The organism is Streptomyces iranensis, from assembly GCF_017874715.1.
Taxonomy (GTDB): Bacteria; Actinomycetota; Actinomycetes; order Streptomycetales; family Streptomycetaceae; genus Streptomyces; species Streptomyces iranensis.
Map to the genome: position 1 here is coordinate 150,409 of NZ_JAGGLR010000023.1, position 17,123 is coordinate 167,531.

The 17,123-nt window shown below is 66.5% G+C and carries 17 protein-coding genes and 6 pseudogenes; 10 read left to right on the forward strand and 13 right to left on the reverse strand.

The annotated features are described in order from the left end of the window. The first annotated feature begins 105 nt into the window (after window positions 1–105). The 4 genes and pseudogenes from J2Z30_RS35755 to J2Z30_RS35770 all read left to right on the forward strand — a co-directional run bounded on the left by J2Z30_RS35755 (window position 106) and on the right by J2Z30_RS35770 (window position 3,049). Window positions 106–468: a 6-pyruvoyl trahydropterin synthase family protein gene (locus J2Z30_RS35755; protein WP_044578004.1), complete on the forward strand. Its 363-nt coding sequence runs from the start codon at window positions 106–108 to the stop codon at window positions 466–468. 104 nt (window positions 469–572) lie between these two features. Further along, a pseudogene (locus J2Z30_RS35760) lies at window positions 573–1,226 on the forward strand (7-carboxy-7-deazaguanine synthase QueE); the annotation flags it as partial. Then, window positions 1,223–1,810, forward strand: coding sequence for a GTP cyclohydrolase I (gene folE / locus J2Z30_RS35765; RefSeq protein WP_044578001.1), 588 nt, complete (start codon window positions 1,223–1,225; stop codon window positions 1,808–1,810). The pseudogene J2Z30_RS35760 and the gene folE, both read left to right, overlap by 4 nt. Before the next feature lie 75 nt (window positions 1,811–1,885). Further along, window positions 1,886–3,049, forward strand: coding sequence for a glycosyltransferase family 4 protein (locus J2Z30_RS35770; RefSeq protein WP_044577999.1), 1,164 nt, complete (start codon window positions 1,886–1,888; stop codon window positions 3,047–3,049). Window positions 3,050–3,151: 102 nt separating this feature from the next. On the opposite strand, the gene queC is transcribed toward J2Z30_RS35770, so the two are convergent. Then, window positions 3,152–3,871, reverse strand: coding sequence for a 7-cyano-7-deazaguanine synthase QueC (queC, locus tag J2Z30_RS35775; protein WP_044582165.1), 720 nt, complete (start codon window positions 3,869–3,871; stop codon window positions 3,152–3,154). 608 nt (window positions 3,872–4,479) lie between these two features. Here queC and J2Z30_RS35780 point away from each other — a divergent pair. Next, window positions 4,480–4,750 (forward strand): annotated as a pseudogene (locus tag J2Z30_RS35780) (IS630 family transposase); the annotation flags it as partial. 88 nt (window positions 4,751–4,838) lie between these two features. On the opposite strand, the pseudogene J2Z30_RS51865 reads toward J2Z30_RS35780, so the two are convergent. The 9 genes and pseudogenes from J2Z30_RS51865 to J2Z30_RS50140 all read right to left on the reverse strand — a co-directional run. Next, a pseudogene (locus J2Z30_RS51865) lies at window positions 4,839–4,934 on the reverse strand (IS5/IS1182 family transposase); the annotation flags it as partial. A 73-nt stretch (window positions 4,935–5,007) separates the two neighbouring features. Beyond that, a complete protein-coding gene (locus J2Z30_RS35785; protein ID WP_044577996.1) occupies window positions 5,008–5,760 on the reverse strand; it encodes a helix-turn-helix domain-containing protein in 753 nt (250 codons plus the stop codon). Window positions 5,761–6,081: 321 nt separating this feature from the next. Then, on the reverse strand, window positions 6,082–6,939 hold the full coding sequence (locus J2Z30_RS35790; protein WP_044577992.1) for a class I SAM-dependent methyltransferase: 858 nt from the start codon (window positions 6,937–6,939) through the stop codon (window positions 6,082–6,084). A 530-nt stretch (window positions 6,940–7,469) separates the two neighbouring features. Next, a complete protein-coding gene (locus J2Z30_RS51870; protein ID WP_372453365.1) occupies window positions 7,470–7,850 on the reverse strand; it encodes a Tn3 family transposase in 381 nt (126 codons plus the stop codon). A gap of 73 nt (window positions 7,851–7,923) precedes the next feature. Beyond that, a pseudogene (locus J2Z30_RS51875) lies at window positions 7,924–8,352 on the reverse strand (Tn3 family transposase); the annotation flags it as partial. Window positions 8,353–8,606: 254 nt separating this feature from the next. Further along, window positions 8,607–8,981, reverse strand: a pseudogene (locus J2Z30_RS50135) (hypothetical protein); the annotation flags it as partial. Between the two features lie 101 nt (window positions 8,982–9,082). Further along, the gene (locus J2Z30_RS35805) at window positions 9,083–9,709 is read right to left on the reverse strand and encodes a DUF6000 family protein (RefSeq protein WP_044577988.1); all 627 of its coding nucleotides are present in this window, start codon (window positions 9,707–9,709) and stop codon (window positions 9,083–9,085) included. A 57-nt stretch (window positions 9,710–9,766) separates the two neighbouring features. Further along, the gene (locus tag J2Z30_RS35810; RefSeq protein ID WP_209468981.1) at window positions 9,767–10,129 is read right to left on the reverse strand and encodes a hypothetical protein; all 363 of its coding nucleotides are present in this window, start codon (window positions 10,127–10,129) and stop codon (window positions 9,767–9,769) included. A 362-nt stretch (window positions 10,130–10,491) separates the two neighbouring features. Next, complete coding sequence (locus tag J2Z30_RS50140; protein ID WP_245388816.1) at window positions 10,492–10,665, reverse strand: transposase; 174 nt, start codon at window positions 10,663–10,665, stop codon at window positions 10,492–10,494. Between the two features lie 147 nt (window positions 10,666–10,812). Here J2Z30_RS50140 and J2Z30_RS35820 point away from each other — a divergent pair, with 147 nt between their 5' ends. Then, the gene (locus J2Z30_RS35820) at window positions 10,813–11,847 is read left to right on the forward strand and encodes an SGNH/GDSL hydrolase family protein (protein WP_078957003.1); all 1,035 of its coding nucleotides are present in this window, start codon (window positions 10,813–10,815) and stop codon (window positions 11,845–11,847) included. Window positions 11,848–11,982: 135 nt separating this feature from the next. Here the strand turns inward: J2Z30_RS35820 and J2Z30_RS35825 are convergent. The 3 genes and pseudogenes from J2Z30_RS35825 to J2Z30_RS35835 form a co-directional block, all read right to left on the reverse strand. After that, a pseudogene (locus J2Z30_RS35825) lies at window positions 11,983–12,278 on the reverse strand (hypothetical protein). Between the two features lie 374 nt (window positions 12,279–12,652). Further along, window positions 12,653–13,042: a DUF402 domain-containing protein gene (locus J2Z30_RS35830; protein WP_052701662.1), complete on the reverse strand. Its 390-nt coding sequence runs from the start codon at window positions 13,040–13,042 to the stop codon at window positions 12,653–12,655. A 107-nt stretch (window positions 13,043–13,149) separates the two neighbouring features. Beyond that, window positions 13,150–13,803, reverse strand: coding sequence for a TetR/AcrR family transcriptional regulator (locus J2Z30_RS35835; RefSeq protein ID WP_044577980.1), 654 nt, complete (start codon window positions 13,801–13,803; stop codon window positions 13,150–13,152). A gap of 137 nt (window positions 13,804–13,940) precedes the next feature. Between J2Z30_RS35835 and J2Z30_RS35840 the strand changes: the two genes are divergently transcribed. The 4 genes from J2Z30_RS35840 (at window position 13,941) to J2Z30_RS35855 (ending at window position 17,074) form a co-directional block, all read left to right on the forward strand. Further along, a complete protein-coding gene (locus J2Z30_RS35840) occupies window positions 13,941–14,489 on the forward strand; it encodes a carboxymuconolactone decarboxylase family protein (RefSeq protein ID WP_044577978.1) in 549 nt (182 codons plus the stop codon). A gap of 111 nt (window positions 14,490–14,600) precedes the next feature. Further along, window positions 14,601–15,458, forward strand: a complete 858-nt coding sequence (locus J2Z30_RS35845) for an isocitrate lyase/PEP mutase family protein (RefSeq protein ID WP_245388817.1) — start codon at window positions 14,601–14,603, stop codon at window positions 15,456–15,458. Then, window positions 15,455–16,102 (forward strand): nitroreductase family protein, encoded by a 648-nt coding sequence (locus J2Z30_RS35850; protein WP_044577975.1) that lies wholly within the window; start codon window positions 15,455–15,457, stop codon window positions 16,100–16,102. Before J2Z30_RS35845 ends, J2Z30_RS35850 begins: the two co-directional genes overlap by 4 nt. A 54-nt stretch (window positions 16,103–16,156) precedes the next feature. After that, window positions 16,157–17,074: an NADP-dependent oxidoreductase gene (locus tag J2Z30_RS35855; protein WP_044577973.1), complete on the forward strand. Its 918-nt coding sequence runs from the start codon at window positions 16,157–16,159 to the stop codon at window positions 17,072–17,074. Window positions 17,075–17,123: the final 49 nt, after the last annotated feature.

Consider the following 17,123-nt stretch of genomic DNA (forward strand, 5'->3'; position numbering starts at 1 on the left):
CGCTGGCGGCGCGGTACTTCGGACGAACCCCGGGCACGTCTCGGTGACGACCGTGATGTGCGACGCATCCATGGTTGCAACGATGAGATCGAGGAGGTCACATGCATGTACTTTTGCATCAGCAAGGACTTTCACTTCTCGGCGAGCCATCGGCTCGACGGGCTTGACGCCAGCCATCCATGCGCTCGTCTGCATGGGCACAATTACGTGGTGGCGCTCGAGCTCGCCGCCGGAAGCAACGGCCTGGACGGCGTTGGATTTGTTCGCGACTACGGTGACCTGGCCGAATTCTCGCAGTGGTTGGACAGCGAGCTAGACCATCGGCATCTCAACGACGTCGTCGACACCCACCCGTCGGCGGAGAACATCTCCCGATGGATCTTCGAACGCGGGATCTCCCGTTATCCCGAATTACACGCGGTCCGGGTCTCGGAAACCCCGAAGACGTGGGCGGAGTACCGGAAGTGATCGAGGGTGCCGCCGTCGGCCCGGAAGGAGGTGGTGCCATGAGTGAGTCGAAGCTCGTCGTAAACGAGATCTTCGGCCCGACTTGAACCGTTCAGGGAGAAGGGCGGTCCATCGGGCAACGCTGTGCTTTCCTCCGCCTGGGCGGCTGCAACCTCTCATGCAGATGGTGCGACACCCCGTACACGTGGGATTGGACCGGTCTCAGCGACACCGGGGTGCCGTACAGCCCACGTGAGGAACTCCACGCGATGTCCTGGACCGATGTGCTGCGGCAACTGCGCGGTTACGAGGTCCCGTTGATAGTGGTGTCCGGTGGAGAACCGCTCAGTCAGCAGAGCCGACTGATGCCGCTGCTGCGCTCGTTGCGCGAGTCCGGCTGCCGGATCGAGATCGAGACGAACGGCACCGTCGTTCCCGTTCCGGAGATCGCGGAGTTGGCCGTGTGCAATGTTTCACCGAAACTGAGCCACTCCGGTGATCCGGAATCGAGAAGAATCGTTCCAGCAGCACTCACGGCGCTCGCGGAAATGCCCGGCACGGCGTTCAAGTTCGTCTGCTGCTCGTCGGCCGATCTGGACGAGGTCGACCGCCTCGTCCAACGGATCGGCCCTATTCCGGTCTGGATCATGCCGGAGGCTCGCAACCAGCGGGATCTGGACCGAAATCTCAGGGCCATCAGCGATGAGGTGATCGCTCGGGGCTGGAATCTGACGACCCGGCTGCACATCGCCGCATGGGGTGACCGGAGGGGCGTATGACCGTCATCGACAACGAGCAGTTCCAGACGCGCGAGGCGAAGGGGGACCCGTTGGAGGACCTGGCGCGGCAGTTGCTCGCCGAGATCGGGGAGGACCCCGATCGCAGCGGTCTGAAGGAGACACCGGCCAGGTTCGCCCGGTGGTGGCGGGAGTTCACCTCGTACGACCCCGGCGAGGTGGGAACGCACTTCCCCCTGTACACCGAGGGGCAGATCGTCATGGTGTCCGACATCAATGTGTGGTCGCTGTGCGAGCATCATCTGCTCCCGTTCTCCTGCAATCTGACCGTCGCCTACAGGCCGCGGGGGCAGGTGCTCGGCCTCTCCAAGTTCGCGCGGATCTCGCATCGGCATGCTCATCGCCTGCAAGTGCAGGAGCGGCTCGTACAGAACATCGCCGACGAGATCACGGAGGCCACCGGTTCCGAGGACGTTGGCGTGATCGGCCGGGGCGAGCATCTGTGCATGAGCATGCGGGGCGTTCGCACCCCCGCGCTGATGACCTGCTCGGTGTTCAAGGGGATATTTCAGAGCTACGGGCCCGCCCGCGAGGAACTGGTGGCCATTACCTTTCCCCGGCACTGAGTCGACGTCGTACAGCCGCCGCACCGTCACCCGCCCCCGGCTGCGGCCCTACCCCCCGTTCGTCTGGAGCAACCGATGAACATCGCACTCGTCATGCTGACCTACCGTCCGGATGAGCCGGCCGGGATCGAGCGCGCGCTGGCCTCCCTTGCCGCGGGGTTGCGTGAACTCGGGCACCGCGCTGTGATCATCACCGCGGGCTCGCGGGGCCGGGACCATGACCCGGACCTGTTGCCGCTCACCTCGCTGGCCTTCCCGCACACGATCCCCTATGAGGAGATACCGGGCATATTAGCCGATGCAACCGGCATCGGGGAGGAAGTGCGGCGCCTTCTGCGCGAGCACGAGATCGACATCGCGTGCTGGGGAGACGCGGTGTCGGGCCTGGGCTTCCTCAACCCCGCGCCGCCAGGTACCCGGACGGCTCTGATGGTGCACTTCCCGCGAGCCGACGAGGCGATGCGGGAGAGCCTCGCGCACGAGCCGGACGCGGTTGTCACCGTGAGCCCCTTCATGATCGACGAGGCTGCTCGGGCCGGTCTCGACTCAAGCCGTTGGCACGCACTGCCCAACGCGCTGCTCTGCCAGTGCGATCCGCCGGGACCGGATGTCCGCGAACGGCTCCGGCGCACGGCGCCGGTCCGTGTCGTGGCCCGAGCCGATCCCCAGAAGGGTGTAGCCGACCTGCTGCGGGCCTTGCCGGAGCATCCGGGCCGGACCGTCCAGATCGTGCTGGCCAGGGCTGGATTCGAGCTGTGGCCCGGTTTGCAGGACCAAGTCCTGAAGGAGTGCCGAGAACTCGCCGACAAACTCCCGGATGTCGAGATCCTCCCGCCCCTCGCCTGGGACGAGGTGCAGGCCTTCTTCGCCGGGGCGGCCGTCGCCGTCGTGCCGTCCACCGGCCCGGAGAGCTTTGGCAATGTGGCGGCAGAGGCGCTGTCGGTGGGCACCCCTGTCGTCGGGTTCGGTTTGGGCCATCTGCCCGCGCTCATCGGCGCCGGTGGACGGACGGTCAGCCTGGGCGGCGGCCACGACACCGATGGCGTACCGGCGTTGACCGGTCCGTCGGTGCGCATCGCGGAGGTGGCTGAGCACATGGACGCGCTCTGGCAGGCTACGACGGACCTGCTCGATGACGCCGAGGCGTACCACGCGGCGGCGCGTGAGGCCCCGCTGCGGACCGTCCCGTACTCACCGGCCGCGGTGGCCGGTGAGTTCCTGCGCATGATGGCACCGTGATCCGCCTGCCGCCGGTCACACCGCGCATGCACGAGGCATGACCGCAACCGCCCGCGACGCGGCGCTCGAGTTACCCCGAGCGCCGCGTCGCGGGCGGTTCGGTCACGGCGCGGCGAACCGCGTGACGCTGTCGAGATACTCGGTGGGATCGACGAGGACCGCCTCCCGGAATGCCTCGCGCCGTTCGTAACAGGTCCCGCACGTTCCGCAGTGGATGTCGGCGCCCTTGTAGCAGGACCAGCTCAGCTCCAGTGGTGCGCCGAGCCGGGAACCATGCCGCACGATGTCGGCCTTGGACCACGTCATGAAGGGGGCCTCCACACGTGGTGGGGCGAATCCCTCGTTGGCCACCGTCACCAGGTCACGCAGGGTGTCGATGAAGGCAGGGCGGCAGTCCGGATAGACGAAATGATCGCCGGAGTGAATACCCAGCGCCACCGTGTCCGCCCTGCGGGCCACGGCCACGGAGACCGCGATGTTGGCCAGTACGGCGTTGCGGTTGGGGACGACCGTGGCTCGCATGGACTCATCGGCGAAGTGCCCGTCGGGCACGTCGGCCCGGTGGTCGGTGAGCGTCACGCCGCCGAGCAGGGATCCGAACCCCGAGAGGTCCACCACATGGTGTTCCGCCTCGTAGCGCTGCGCGATCCGACGGGCCGAATCGATCTCCTTACGGTGCCGCTGTCCGTAGTCCACGGTCACGGCCACCAGCTGGAACCGCAGCGCGGCGTAATGTGCGAGCAGTGTGGTGGAGTCCACTCCGCCGGACAGCACTACGACTGCGGTAAAGGGGTCCCGACTGTTCTCGTCCCGTGTCTCCACGGGCACCTCCACATTCGACTGGGTCGCCACCGAGGTATCGGCTCGGTTCGCGTGAGGTTTACAGAGTCTTTCGCCGAGGGCTCCGGCACATCACGGTGCACCACCGAAGTATTTGCCGCCATGCGCCGATACGGCCGTGAGCGCTGGTAGGGCCCCGTGAGGTTGTTGCAGATCATGCTGTTCGGTGTCCGCTCCGGTCAGGTCCAGCGGTCCAGGGGTCCAGCGGGTCCTGGAGGATGTCGGTGGAAGCGGGAGGTCATCAGTCCACGCGAGCCCTGGCGCCAGGTCACCTCGTCCTACGCCCCCGGTCCCGGCGCCGTCGGGGAGTTGCGCCACCGCTATCGGAGGGGTCCGGTAGTTGGGCGTCGACGGGCGGCCGTCGCCGGACCGGGCAGGGACCGTGGCAGTGGTGTCGTGCAGCTGTGTGACGCCATCGTCGTCCGAGAACGGTTCCTCCATTCTGCTGCTGGTGCTTCGGTTCCTCGGCTGGGCCCGAAGCTCGAACCGTTGCTGCTCTCCGATGAGGAGAGGGCGGTGTTGCAACGGTGGTCGCGTCGGGCGACGTCGGCTCAGGTTTCGGGTGGCCGCCGACACGGTCCGCACACTGGAGGAGATCCCCCAAGAACGCCACGCTCTGGTCGCGGAAGTCGATGGCCGAACACAGCGGCCTGTCGAAGTCCACCGTCGGCCGAATCTGGCGGAAGTTCCCGCTCACGCCGCACCTGACGGACACCTTCAAGCCGTCCACGAACCCGTTGTTCGTGGAGAAGGTCTAGGACGAGGGCGCGGTGGTCCTCTCGATGGATGAAAAGTCCCAGGGTCCAGGCGCTGGACCGGTCCCAGCCGGTGCTGCCGATGATGCCGGGCCTGCCCGAACGGATGTAGGCACCGTCACCCCCTCGCAGTGCTCGGCCAGACCGGACTCCCGCCAGGCCTTCGCGTCCGCGGTGGTGCCCCGGCACCGGGCCGGACGGCCCCATCCGCAGCCCTCACGACGACGTTCGCGGACCGCTTTGAGGAGTCGCCCGAACTGATCCAGCCGTAACCCGGTGAACGTCTCCACCTATACACGTTCGGCCCTCAACACCCCAGCCATACACAGCAGATGCCCAGTTCACGGCCTTCTGCAACACGCTTTAGGTCGCTCCGTCGATCAGAAGTTCCCAACGCACCCGGCTGCCCCGGACCTTGCCGAATTCGCCTCGCCCGGGGATACCGAGATTCCGATAGGCGCTCGAAAGGTGGAGTTCGACCGTGCGGCGGGTGATGTGTCGGCTGTTCGTGATGATGTTGTTGGCCTGCCCCAGGGGGGCGTCGATGAGTAGCCACCGCTCGCGGGGCGTTAGCGACAGGGTTCCCCGGACGGAGACGTCCTGCGGGGTGTGCTGGTCCAAGGCGACCAGTTGCAACCGCACCCGGGGCCCGAGCGCACGCGCACCGCAGTCGGCCGCCAGCCGGACCGAGCGGGTCAGGACGGCGTCGGCCTCCTGAGATCTTCCCAGCCGGGCCAGTACCGTGCCCAACTCGCCGGTGACCCGCGCCATGTCGAGGTCGTTGCCGGTCCCTTCCAGCAGATCCACCGCCGAGGTAAACATGTCCTCCGCCTCCGGCCCGCCGCAGAGGCTACCCAGCACGCGCAGTGCTCGGGCTCGCGCGCGAGACGAGCCGGTCTGCTCCGCGAACCATAGTTGTTGGCGGGCCTGTTGCAGCGCCTCGTCATGTTGCCCGGTCTGACCGAGGAGCACGGCCCCTTCGATCTGCCAGCAGATCGACCCCGGCCAGTCCATACCTGCCGACCGGGCGCGTCGGATGACTCTGGTGAGCTCGGCGCCACCGCCGACGAAGTCGCCGTCGGCGATCCGCAGCCTGGCCCGGGGCCAGCAGGACATCGGCGTAGTACCACTCCGGAGGCAGCTCACCGTGGCATCGGCCCGTGCGGTGCGGCAGGCCATTGCCAGCAGTGATGTCCGTCCGACTCCCGGCTCACCGGCCACCGGTCACCGGTCACCACCCAAAGGGCGAATCCCCTACGAGCACTGTCCTGAGCTGGGATCAGCATTTCCGCAAGTAATACGGGTCCGACCCACAAATCCGCGGTGTCCGATCCTCGCCTGCATCATTCGATTCCTGGTGATCACGAGGCACCGACCCCCCGCGGAGGCATTCTTGTCCATCCACGGTTGCCACGGACGAGCCGATGCCGATCCGGGTCAGGCCGGTCGGGCGACCAGAATCGCTGCCTGGTCGCCGATCGCGTGCGGTCGGCAACTGAAATGGCGGGACAGGGCCGGCTCCAGAGCAGCTCGTATATCCGCTGCCTTCGGATGCTGTTCGTACCAGAAGTCGGTCAGCACGGCTGCCGCTGTCGCCGCCCGCTCATCCGGTTCCCTTTCGTCGAACCGGATCGATGACTCGGCACGGTACAGCGAGAAGTCCGAGAATCCATGCTCTTCGAGTACTTGGGCAGCAGTCAGCAGCAGATAGCCATGGTGATCGTAGGGTTCCTCGGCGACCGGCACGCAGATCTCATTGAGGAGGCCCAGCAGTTCATTGCCCGAACCGCCGGAGATAAGCACGATCTTCGCCTCAGGGTTGTCCGGATCACAGACCCGGATCATTTCCTCGGTGGCTTCCCTGATGTCGCTCACATAGGGCAACACCCACGCGCAGTACACGGCGTCGAACGAACCGCTCGAGAAGGGAAGCAGTTCGGCGCTGCCAGGGAAGACGCTGACTGATCCGGAGCCGTCCTCATGCATAGACTCGACCAGTTGACGGTGCGGCTCGACCGCCGTGCACTGCCCGATCTGCTCCGCGACAGCTCTGGCCAGTTCCCCACTCCCGCCGCCTACGTCCAGGACACGGCTGTTGACAGCGGTGAGACTGCGCACAAGAGCGATTTCCTCGCCACGCTCCAGCCGACCGGCGAAGTTCACCCACCCGTCGCCGGTTACCTGACGTGGTCCTCGATATCGGTCAGGAATCCGGTCCAGCGGCCCCAACGCGGGGTGTTCACGAATTTCGGCGAGGGTCAACCGCCCGGCCGGAACCGGCCATGCTTCTGTCATGAAATCTCGACCTCCATGATCACGTTCAGTAAATTCGGGTGCCAGCGGGTTCGCGCCGGCTGATTCCGTACCGACAGTCGGGCACGTCGATGATCCCGCCGTCTGTGATGGCCTTCTTATCTCTCCTGAGCCGGGGCAGGCCGAGCAGCACTGGCTGGCGAACTCGGCGGCCGCTCATGTCTCAGATCCGGCGGGAGCACCATTCCGGATAGCGGATCCCATGTGTTCCGTGTATGCCGCACATTGCGACCATGCCGACACATCTGACCTTCCGTCTCGCGTCACGAGCGAGGCGATGGTGACGGATGATACATCCGCCTTCGCCTTCGTCATCGAACAGAACCAATCGATGACAATTCACTAGTGTTCGGAATCGACAGAGAGCCCAGGAAATCCTGGATGACATGGTCGATGAGTGGCTGGAATCCGGCAGTAATTCTCTACTCAGAGGCGTCAGGGTCGCACACAGCTTTACCCCTTTGCGATCATGCAAAGGTTGCCACATGAACCTTCGGGCAGTCAACCCGCAGCTACACCGAGTTTAGTTCATATCCGATGGCAGCACCCGAAGGGCAGTTGTCCGGGTCAACCTCCGAATGCACTATACTCGAACTGAGTTCAGGTCGGCGTAAGGAGACGCGGATGGACCTGTCCCGCTCGGAAATACGGTCCGTCTCTGGCCTGCAGCTTCTGCGCTCTGAGCGGCGGCCGAACGACTCGACCTTGTTGATCGCCACGGTCACCCGCCGAGGCAGCGGTGCGTCCGTCAGATACCGCAGGAGTTGGACGGTGCGGATGACGCGGCCGACCTCGCGGAAGGCGACGTACGTGGCGTTCTTGTGCGACCCGGACCGCAGCCGCTTGAGCAGCGTCGCCGAGGAGATGGCGCCCTCGCGCACGGAGATGGCCACCCGCGTCAGGTGCCGGACTTGGGACTCGATCAGGTCGCGGTCGATTGAGTTCTAACCAGCCTCGCCGAACCAGGGCGTCGATGTGCACGTACTCGGTGGTCCTGCTGGGCCGGTAGAAGGCAAGGTCCTTCCAGTTCCTGATCCTGGGCATCAGGTCGAAGCCCAGGAGGTGCGCCAAGGTGAAGACAGGCAGCGTCTGACCCTGGGTGTCGGCGTGCACGGTGGTGGGCTCGACCTCGGAGGAGTTCTTGAGCAGGCCCTCGATGACGTAGACGGCCTCCCACACTCCGCACGGGATGAAGCGCGTGAACAGCGTGATGCAGGTATCCGAGATGTGGCGGTAGGCGATGCCTCCCGGCTTCCCGTACCGAACGGACGTCTCGGCGAGGCGGTTGTCGAAGTAGGTGTCCATGTGGGTGCCGTCAGCGGCCACGGCGGTCCCGTCGCCCCACGCCTGCGAGATGTCCAGGTGCGCGTGCGCGTTGACCAGATCGGCGATGGCCTCGTTGAGCCCAGTACGCGGTCCGCGCGCAGATCCCGATCAGCGTGCGCTTCGGCATCCTCGCCTTGATCCCCTGGTCCAGCCGCTTCGCTGACGGGTGCTGTCCCTCCGAGCGATGCTGCTCGAGCGAGGGGATGCCGGTGGACGGGTCGATGACCAGGCTCTCGTTGTCCGAGTACCCGGCGTCCGCCGTCCCGGCGGCGGCCCGCAGCAGGTCCTCCCAGCTGCCGGCGGAAGGACACGGCGTCAAACCCCGGCGTCTTGGCCCTGGCCCAGCCGCCGGGCAGGAACAGCGAACGCCCCGCCCGGGTCCGGGTGGCCTCGAACGGCAGCTCGCCCGCAGCCAGTTCGTCACGAGCCGGTTTGTACCGGGCCGACTTCCACCCTGTCCGGCGAGCCGTCATCCGGTCCGTCGGATCGGGCATGGCGAGCAGCATCAGATACAGCGTGGCCGCGTCCTCACCGATGCCATGCTCTTGGGCCACCTCGGTCACCAGCTCGGGTACCGAATGGCTCGGGTCCTGCGGCCACCACGGCCGTCCGTCCCGCGCCCGCCCCCGCGGGTCCGCCCGGATCGGCGAGGAGGGCCGCGTACGCGAGTCGCGTGCCAGGCGCAGTGCGGCCTCCGCATCCGGCTCGTCGGCTGTCGGTGAGGTCCGGCCACGAGGACAACTTTGAGTTCTGCGGTGGTGGGTTCCTTCAACCAGGTGTCACCCAGCCGAGGACGGCATCATCGCTTGCTTGCCGTGCAGTGCCTGGCGCTCTCATCAGCGAAGACACAGAACAGGCTGATGATCTCGCGGTAGCTGTCCGGGGTGTCGTGGTGCTCCTTGCGGGGCGGTCCGTCGATCCACTGGTGCCAGAGGCCGTCTGGGGCTAGGAACCGGGCTGCTTGATCGGCGCCGAGCTTGGCGTCGAGGTGCAGGAGTGCGCCGATGGCGGCTGTCTGGTCGTAGTAGAGGTCGGGGCGTGGCAGGTAGCGGTCGAGGTAAGCGACCAACAGGTCTGCGTCGGCAGGAGTGCCGAAGGTGGCGAGGGTGACGCAGTAGGCCTGGCCCGCGTAGCAGACTTCGCTGGCGAGCAGGAGTTCGCCGAGGCGTTCACGGAACTCGGCTCTGTGGGCAACGGCGATGAGCCAGGCTGCGGTCTGGCGCTCTCGCCATCCGCCTCCGAGCAGGGTGACCAGCTCACGGGGTGTGATGTCGCCGGCGGCCTCGCCGAGCTTCCTTGTGAACTTGGTGCGTTCGCTCCCGGTCATGCGCAGGATGCTGCCGCCGAGTTTGAGGTAGCGCCGGTCGGGCGTGACATAGCGGCGGACCAGGGTGAGCGACTCGGGGTCCTCGTGGGCATGGCGCATAGCCGCATCCTGTCCTGGGCGATGTCGTTCGGCCAGCGGTTTGTTCAACTGGACCGTTCAGTCGGTGGGCTCATCGTGGGGTTCGCCGAGGTCGTCGAGGAGGCTGGTGATGCGGTCGGCGGTCCGCTGGTGGCGTTCGATCTCGCGATCCCAGCCGCGGTCCCGGGCATCGGCGATCAGTTGCCGTTCGGTGTTATCCGGTCGGGTGAGGAGGTCGCGGGGGTTGGAACCTGCGATCCGGGAAGTGGCCCTGTTCAGTCGACGAGCGTGCCGCGCCCGACAGGTCATAGTCCTCGGAGACCCCCACCAGCTACCGCCTACCACCTTCTTCCACCGCATCCTCAGCGGAGCAGATGACCACGCCCACGATGACCTCGACGACGAAGCAGCGTCCGAGGCCTTCGAATCCCTGCTGGACATGCTCTGCGGCCGCCTGCCCCACGTTCACATCTCAGATGGCACTACCGCAGCCGCGACGAACGCCTCATCGCCTTCGCCAACCAGCGCATCTACGACAACGCTCTCGTCGGTAGACGTAGCGCACGGCCGGACGGTACCGGGCGCGGAGGGGCGTACGGGCGAGTTCGGACAGATCCCACCCGCCCGTGACCCCGGACGCCCGGGGCCGATTGGTCAGTGCATGGACGAGGCGCGCCTATGGGCGCTGATCGAAGCGCCGGGCGAGCGGCGGGCCGGCTCACGACCAGCGAAGCGCGGGCTGTGGTCGAGCTGCTGCGCCGCGAGGGATCCGACGCGGCGGCCGAGCTGGCGGCTGGCCTTGCTCAGTGCGTGACGCTGTCGGGGATCTTGGGAATCAGGATTTCCCCGCAGTGCGCCATGCGGTTGGCCGTGGGATGCGTGAGCTCTGCGTTGACGCGCTCGATGTTGACGGCGACGGCGGTGAGAACGTGCTGGACATGGGTCTTGGACTGGCTCCGGTAGCGGGCTTGTCGCATGCCATGGCCGGCCGTGCGCTATGCGACCAAGACCAATCTCAGCGCCGATCACGGTTCGATCGAATCCCGAGGCCACATACGTAGCGTTCCGGCTCGCTCGCCTCGTCTTGTGGGCCTCGACGAAAGGGCACAGCCATGTCTTCGGCCATGTGTAGGACGACGAACACTCCGGTGGTACGGCGGCTGGCCGCCGCGGCCGTGGCGTTGGGCAGCTGCCTGGCGCTCGCCGGCCCGGCGGGAAGCGCCGACGCGGCACCCGCCGACCCCGTACCGACTGTCTTCTTCGGCGACTCGTACACCGCCAACTACGGCATCGCTCCCTGGAACCAGGACGGCGACAGAACCCTGTGCTTCCAGGCGAAGGAGAACTATCCCACCGTCGCCACCCGGCGCCTGGCGGACAAGGGCATCACGCTCGACGTCCAGTCGGACGTCTCCTGCGGAGGCGCACTCATCCATCACTTCTGGAACGAGCAGGAGCTGCTGCCCGGCACCGGCTTGAAAGTCCCGCCGCAGCAGGACGCGCTCAAGGCCGACACCCAGCTGGCCGTGGGCAGCATGGGCGGCAACACGCTGGGCTTCACCCGCATCCTCAAGCAGTGCTCCGCCAAGCTCCGGAGCCCGGAGCACGCCCTGCTGCCGGGACAGCCGGTGGACGGGGACGAGCCGGCCGCCAAGTGCCGCGAGTTCTTCGCGTCCGGGGACGGGAAGCAATGGCTGGACGATCAGTTCGAGCGGGTCGGATGGGATCTGGAGGAGATGCTCGAACGCATCCAGTACTTTTCCCCCGACGCGAAGCCCGTCCTGGTCGGCTACCCCAGGCTCGTTCCCGAAGACACGAACAAGTGCCTGACCCCGGCACCCGGTCAGCCGGAGCTGCCACTCGCCGACATCCCGCAGGACGCCCTGCCGTTCCTGGACCAGATCCAGAAGCGCCTGGACGACACGATGAAGAAGGCCGTCGCGGACGCCGGCGCCGACTTCGTCGACCTCTACGCCCACACCGGGAGCAACACGGCGTGCGACGGCGTCAACCGCGGCATCGGCGGCCTGCTGGAGAACTCCCGGATCCAGATCGGCGACGACCAGCGGCTCCCCTGGTACGCGCACCCCAATGAGAAGGGCCGCGACATCCAGGCCGAGCGCGTAACCGACAAGGTCGAGCAGGCCCTCAACCGGTAAGGGGGCACGCAGGCTCTCTCCATCGGCACCCACTTCGCCTGCGGCCATGGCATCCCCGCCACCTGGCAAGTCCCGCGTCACGGGGCCCGCACCCGGCCCCGGCACATCCCGCGGGGCTCGCCGGGCCGATCACTGCTACAGCCCGGCTCCGGGATCATCATAACGGCAGCTCGCACCCGGGCCCGGTGCACGAGGTTCACCGGGGCGCGGGTCGTACGCGACCGCCCGCCGGGAAACCGACCGAGCTCGGTGGACAGGGCCGCGCCACCGTCGACTTCCTCGGGCCGCCAACCGGTGATGTCCAGCAGCAACCCATCCAGCGGCCCGCTTATGAGCACGGCGTAGGTCTGGTGCGGGAGCGGGCCCGGGTCGGGGTCGTCGTGGTCACAGCCGTAGACCCGACCACGCAGCAGCTGCTCATCGCCGTTCATCCCTCCAGCGTTCCAGCCCCCACCGACAACGCGGGCTTGTCCAGGGAACCCCAGGGCCGGCCCTGACGTGCGCCCGGGGCCCGGTCTCTTCCCCTATTTTCTGCTGAAGGTGGGCCCGTGCGTTGATCTCCGTGAGGCGGAGTGCCACGGAGATGACGAACTGGCGGCAGAAGTCGGCCTCTTCCTGATAGAGCCGCATCAGCGCCTCCGCTTTCAAAGGCGTCGATCCTGCCATCCCGGTCACCGGACAACCAGAGCTTCCCCGATCCAGACTGGGCCAAGCGGCAGCGCTCCGCTCACCACGGAACAGAGGGGGCTCCCACCTCCGGTCACATCTTCGGCCCTCCGCTGGAGGCAATCCTCCAGCCAACGGTTCAGCCGTCTGTCGGTGCAACCCTCTGCGGAGCCGTCGTGGGGCGCGGAAGATGCGGGGCGGGCCAGGCCGGGTTCCACCGCCAGGCCGACCACGCGGCGGCGTCGGCGAACGGGCCGGAGTGTTCCTCGATCATCGCGAAGGCCTGGTCGCGGGCGGAGTCCACGGCCTGGTGCCCGGTATCGGTGACGATACCGAGCCGCCGTACGTGCGCGTACTCGTCTTCGTCTTTCCACTGCCAGCTGGTCAGGTCGGGGGCGACGACGAGGTCCACGGTGAGGTCGAAGGTGTCGAACCCGTCGCCGGTCCGAGCGGTGGGGCGCTCGAGTTCACGTACCAGTTCCTCAGCCGGCGCCCCGACCCGTCGGGTATCAGCTTCCGGCAGATCCACACCGCCGACGGCGGCCGCATTCGCTTTGGGGCGCGATCGTTTGCCGGCGGAGTGCTCTGCGGCGTCGCATGGTGCCGAGCTCCGCTGACCCGTACACGTGGAAGCCGCTACCGAGCTTGGAGTACGTCGGCGTCGGGAGACGTCGCGAAGGTCTGCACGTAGTCGATGGCTGTCTGCAACGCATCTTTCAGTGGAGCGATGTTCCGCGCGACCTGGGCGAGGAGCATGCCGCCCTGGAAGGCAGCGAGGAGCAGATTGGCCAGCTGCGTGGGATCTGCCTCAGCGCTGATGCGGCTGAGTTGCTGCATGCGCTCGATTCCATCGCGGAAGATGGCCCTCCACTGGTCGAACGCACTCGCGAGCTCGTCGTGAACGTCAAGGTCCGTCTTGATGATCTCGCTCGCCAGGGAGCCGAGGCTGCAGCCTTCCTGGTAGGCACGCTCGTAGCCGACGTAGAAATCCGCCCACGCCCGAAACGCGTCGAGGTTGTCGAAGCAGGCGAATCGCTCGCCACGGTGGAGCGTGAGGACGCGCTCGGCCTGCCAGGCGATCACGGCCAGGACGAGACTCTCCTTGGTCGGGAAGTAGTGGTTGAGCTGCGATCCGCTGACGCCTGCGGCGCGGCGGAGCTGTTCGTTGTTCGTCGCGTGGACCCCCTTGGTGTAGATGAGCTCCGCGGCGTGCTCCAGGATGCGGGCCCGCGTTGCCTGTCCCTTGTCGGTGAGCTTGTGGGGCTCCCGAGCTCCTGTGGTGGGTTTCATGCTTCAGACGATACCTGGATTGGGCTTGACAGCCCAGTCGCGAGAGGTGTTCACTCAGAAAGTGGGCTGACAAGCCCAAAAACATCTCAAGCCCAAACCCGGGCTGACGACGACCACTCACCGGAGGCTGATTCGCCATGTCACGACTGAACGTTCCCTCTCCTGACGACGTCCCCGACGGGGCGGAGGTCATCCTCGACAAGGTCGGCGCGCAGTTCGGCTTCGTCCCGAACATGTTCGCGACCCTCGCGTCGAACCCGGCCGTCCTCGACGTCGTCATGACTCTGCAGGGCACCTTGAGCCGGGTTCTGGACGCGAAGACGCGGCACACCATCGCGCTCGCCGTGTCGCAGGCCAACGGTTGCGATTACTGCCTGTCGATGCACACGTACGTATCGTCCGAACTCGGTGGCATGTCGAGCGATGACATCGACTTGGCCCGGACCGGGAGCTCGACCGATCCCAAGCGCGCCGCGGTCGCTCGTTTCGCTCAGCGGGTGGTGGAGAGCCGCGGTCAGGTGAGCGACGCCGACCTGGCGGCTGTGCGAGGTGCTGGGTACGCCGACCCGCAGATCCTGGCGATCGTCACGGTGGCGGCGCAGGTCCTGCTGACCAACTTCATCAACAACGTCAACCAGACGGACATCGACATCCCCGCCGTCAGCCCGGTCGGTACGCCGGGATGAGCGTCGGCGTCCACGTCGAGGCGGCGTACCCAGCCGCTCGATCCGTCACTGTCGCAGGCGATCACTCGGGAAAGGTTGGGTATGCCGGGCTCCGAAATCTATGAGAGGTTCATGGCACTGCACACCCGCGACGGTGGCCTCGTCATGCCGAACGCATGGGACGGCCTCTCGGCGCTGATGCTGGCCGATGCCGGCTTCGAGGCGATCGCGACATCGTCAGCGGCGCTCGCTGCCACGCTCGGCCGGTCCGACGGGCGTCACGAAGTCACCCATGGCGAGCACCTCGAGCATGCGCGGCTGTTCGGTCAGCTCACCGGGCTGCCCGTTAACGGAGACTTCGAGGACGGCTACGGCGACACGCCTGAAGACGTCGCCGCGACCGTGGAAGCCGCCGTGGCGGCTGGACTGGCCGGTATCGGGATCGAAGACACCTCGGGCAATCCCGGTCAACCGATCCGCGACTTCGACGACGCGGTCAACCGCATGCGTAGTGCCGTCAACGCGTCCAGGGGACGCATCGTCGTCACCGGCCGCACCGACAACTTCATCCAGGGGCGGCCCGATCTCGACGACACCGTCCGGCGTCTGACGGCCTTCGCCGAGGTCGGCGCGGATGTGCTCTACGCCCCTTACCCACCCGACCTCGATGCCCTGACCGCGATCGTCACCGCCGTCGCGCCGACGCCGGTCAACGTCCTCATCTCGCCGGCGGACAAGGTGCTGACCGTCGCTGAACTACAGAAGGCCGGGGTCAAGCGCATCAGCGTGGGTCCGGCGCTCTACACCCACGCGATGGGGGCAGTCGAACAGGCCGCCAAGGCTCTCGTCGCGGGTGACCTCGCCTCCGCAACGACAGGAATCAGCTTCGGGCGCGTGAGCGAACTGCTGGCCCGCGGCAGGAGCCGGCCCACTCCTGGCGAACCGTCGCTCCGAACCTACCGATCACAGGAAGAAGGCAGATTGACATGACACTCGACAAGCTCATGAACAAGCACCTCACCAGGTATTTCGACCCCAGCAAGACCATTCCGGAGGAAACACTTCAGCAACTGCTGAGGTTCCTGCGCTCGACGCCCTCGTCGGTGAACGTACAGCCCAACCACTTCTACGTCCTTGCCACAGACGAAGGCAAGGCGCGGTTGGCGGCCAACCTGGGCGAACGATTCCAGGACAACGGCGAGAAGATCCTGAACGCGTCGCACACCATCATCCTCACCACCCGGGCAGATGTGCCTGACAGCCACCTCGAGGCGGTGTTCATGAAGGAGAGGGCCGACGGCCGGTTCCCTGACCCGTCAAAGCAGGAGCTGTGGGAATCAATGACCCGAGACTTCCTCAATCTGCGCAACTATGGCTATAAGGACCTGAACCACTGGATGGAGAAGCAGACCTATCTGGCGGTGGGCCTGACCATGATGGCCGCCGCTGAGCTCGGCGTCGAGGCCACGCCGCTGGAGGGGTTCGACCCGACCAGCGTCGACAAGGCGTTCAAGATCCGCGAGACAGGACACAGCACGACGCTGCTGCTGGCCCTCGGCTACCCCGACCCCAAGAAGCAGTACACCAGCCCGATCTCGCGCTTCGACGCCGACCAGCTGTTCACCTTCGTCTAAACACCCACCCGGAAACCAGAACCCACAACACATATGAGGAAGAGGGCAATCCCAATGAAAGCCATTGTGGTATCCGACCAGGCCGCGGGAGCGGCCGGGATGACGCTGACCGAGCGGCCTGAGCCGCCCGCGGCGATCAACGACGTCATCGTTCAGATTCATGCGGCGGGCTTCGTCCCGACTGAAACCGAGTGGCCATCGACCTGGACCGATCGCGCCGGCCGTGACAAGACACCGTCGATCCTCGGCCACGAGCTGGCCGGAGTGGTCACCGCCCTCGGCTACGGCACGACGGGGCTGTCGGTCGGGCAGCGGGTATTCGGCCTCGCCGACTGGCACCGCGACGGCACCCTGGCGGAGTACGTGGCGATCGAAGCACGCAACCTCGCGCCGCTGCCCGGCGACGTCGACTTCACCGTAGGCGCGTCCCTGCCAATCTCAGGTCTGACCGCGTGGCAAGGACTGTTCCAGCACGGCCGCCTTCAGACCGGCCAGACCGTCCTCGCCCATGGCGCGGCCGGGGCAGTCGGGACGATGGTGACCCAGCTCGCACGTGAGGCCGGCGCCTACGTCATCGGCACCGGACGCGCCGCCGACCGTGAGAAGGCACTCGACTTCGGCGCGCATGAGTTCGTCGACCTCGAGAACGACGCGCTCAAAGACGTCGGCGCCGTCGATCTGGTCTTCGATGTCATCGGCGGCGACGTTCAGAAGCGCTCCGCTGCCCTGATCAAGGCCGGAGGAACGCTGGTGTCCGTCGTCGGCCCGGTCGAGGCGCGGCCCGCTGACGGCCTGGCGGTCGACTTCGTCGTCGAGGCCGATCGTGCCGAACTGGGGGAGATCGTGCAGCGGGTGCGGGACGGACGGCTGCGGACAAACATCGATGACGTCGCGAGCCTCGATGATGCCGTTGGTGCCCTTAACCCCACCACGCGACGCAACGGGAAGACGGTCATCCGCATACACCCTTAGGCAGTCACGGCCACAGTCCGACCGGCGGGCGGGTCGTCCTCACGGTGTA

Excerpts from the sequence above, each read along its gene's own strand:
- J2Z30_RS35835 (WP_044577980.1), bottom strand. The coding sequence starts at position 13,803 with ATGAAACCCACCACAGGAGCTCGGGAGCCCCACAAGCTCACCGACAAG.
- J2Z30_RS35770 (WP_044577999.1), top strand. The coding sequence starts at position 1,886 with ATGAACATCGCACTCGTCATGCTGACCTACCGTCCGGATGAGCCGGCC.
- J2Z30_RS35820 (WP_078957003.1), top strand. The coding sequence starts at position 10,813 with ATGTGTAGGACGACGAACACTCCGGTGGTACGGCGGCTGGCCGCCGCG.
- J2Z30_RS35855 (WP_044577973.1), top strand. The coding sequence starts at position 16,157 with ATGAAAGCCATTGTGGTATCCGACCAGGCCGCGGGAGCGGCCGGGATG.
- J2Z30_RS35850 (WP_044577975.1), top strand. The coding sequence starts at position 15,455 with ATGACACTCGACAAGCTCATGAACAAGCACCTCACCAGGTATTTCGAC.
- J2Z30_RS35845 (WP_245388817.1), top strand. The coding sequence starts at position 14,601 with ATGGCACTGCACACCCGCGACGGTGGCCTCGTCATGCCGAACGCATGG.
- J2Z30_RS35810 (WP_209468981.1), bottom strand. The coding sequence starts at position 10,129 with ATGTCCAGCAGGGATTCGAAGGCCTCGGACGCTGCTTCGTCGTCGAGG.
- J2Z30_RS35755 (WP_044578004.1), top strand. The coding sequence starts at position 106 with ATGTACTTTTGCATCAGCAAGGACTTTCACTTCTCGGCGAGCCATCGG.
- J2Z30_RS35790 (WP_044577992.1), bottom strand. The coding sequence starts at position 6,939 with ATGACAGAAGCATGGCCGGTTCCGGCCGGGCGGTTGACCCTCGCCGAA.
- J2Z30_RS50140 (WP_245388816.1), bottom strand. The coding sequence starts at position 10,665 with ATGCGACAAGCCCGCTACCGGAGCCAGTCCAAGACCCATGTCCAGCAC.
- J2Z30_RS35785 (WP_044577996.1), bottom strand. The coding sequence starts at position 5,760 with ATGTCCTGCTGGCCCCGGGCCAGGCTGCGGATCGCCGACGGCGACTTC.
- J2Z30_RS35840 (WP_044577978.1), top strand. The coding sequence starts at position 13,941 with ATGTCACGACTGAACGTTCCCTCTCCTGACGACGTCCCCGACGGGGCG.
- folE (WP_044578001.1), top strand. The coding sequence starts at position 1,223 with ATGACCGTCATCGACAACGAGCAGTTCCAGACGCGCGAGGCGAAGGGG.
- J2Z30_RS35805 (WP_044577988.1), bottom strand. The coding sequence starts at position 9,709 with ATGCGCCATGCCCACGAGGACCCCGAGTCGCTCACCCTGGTCCGCCGC.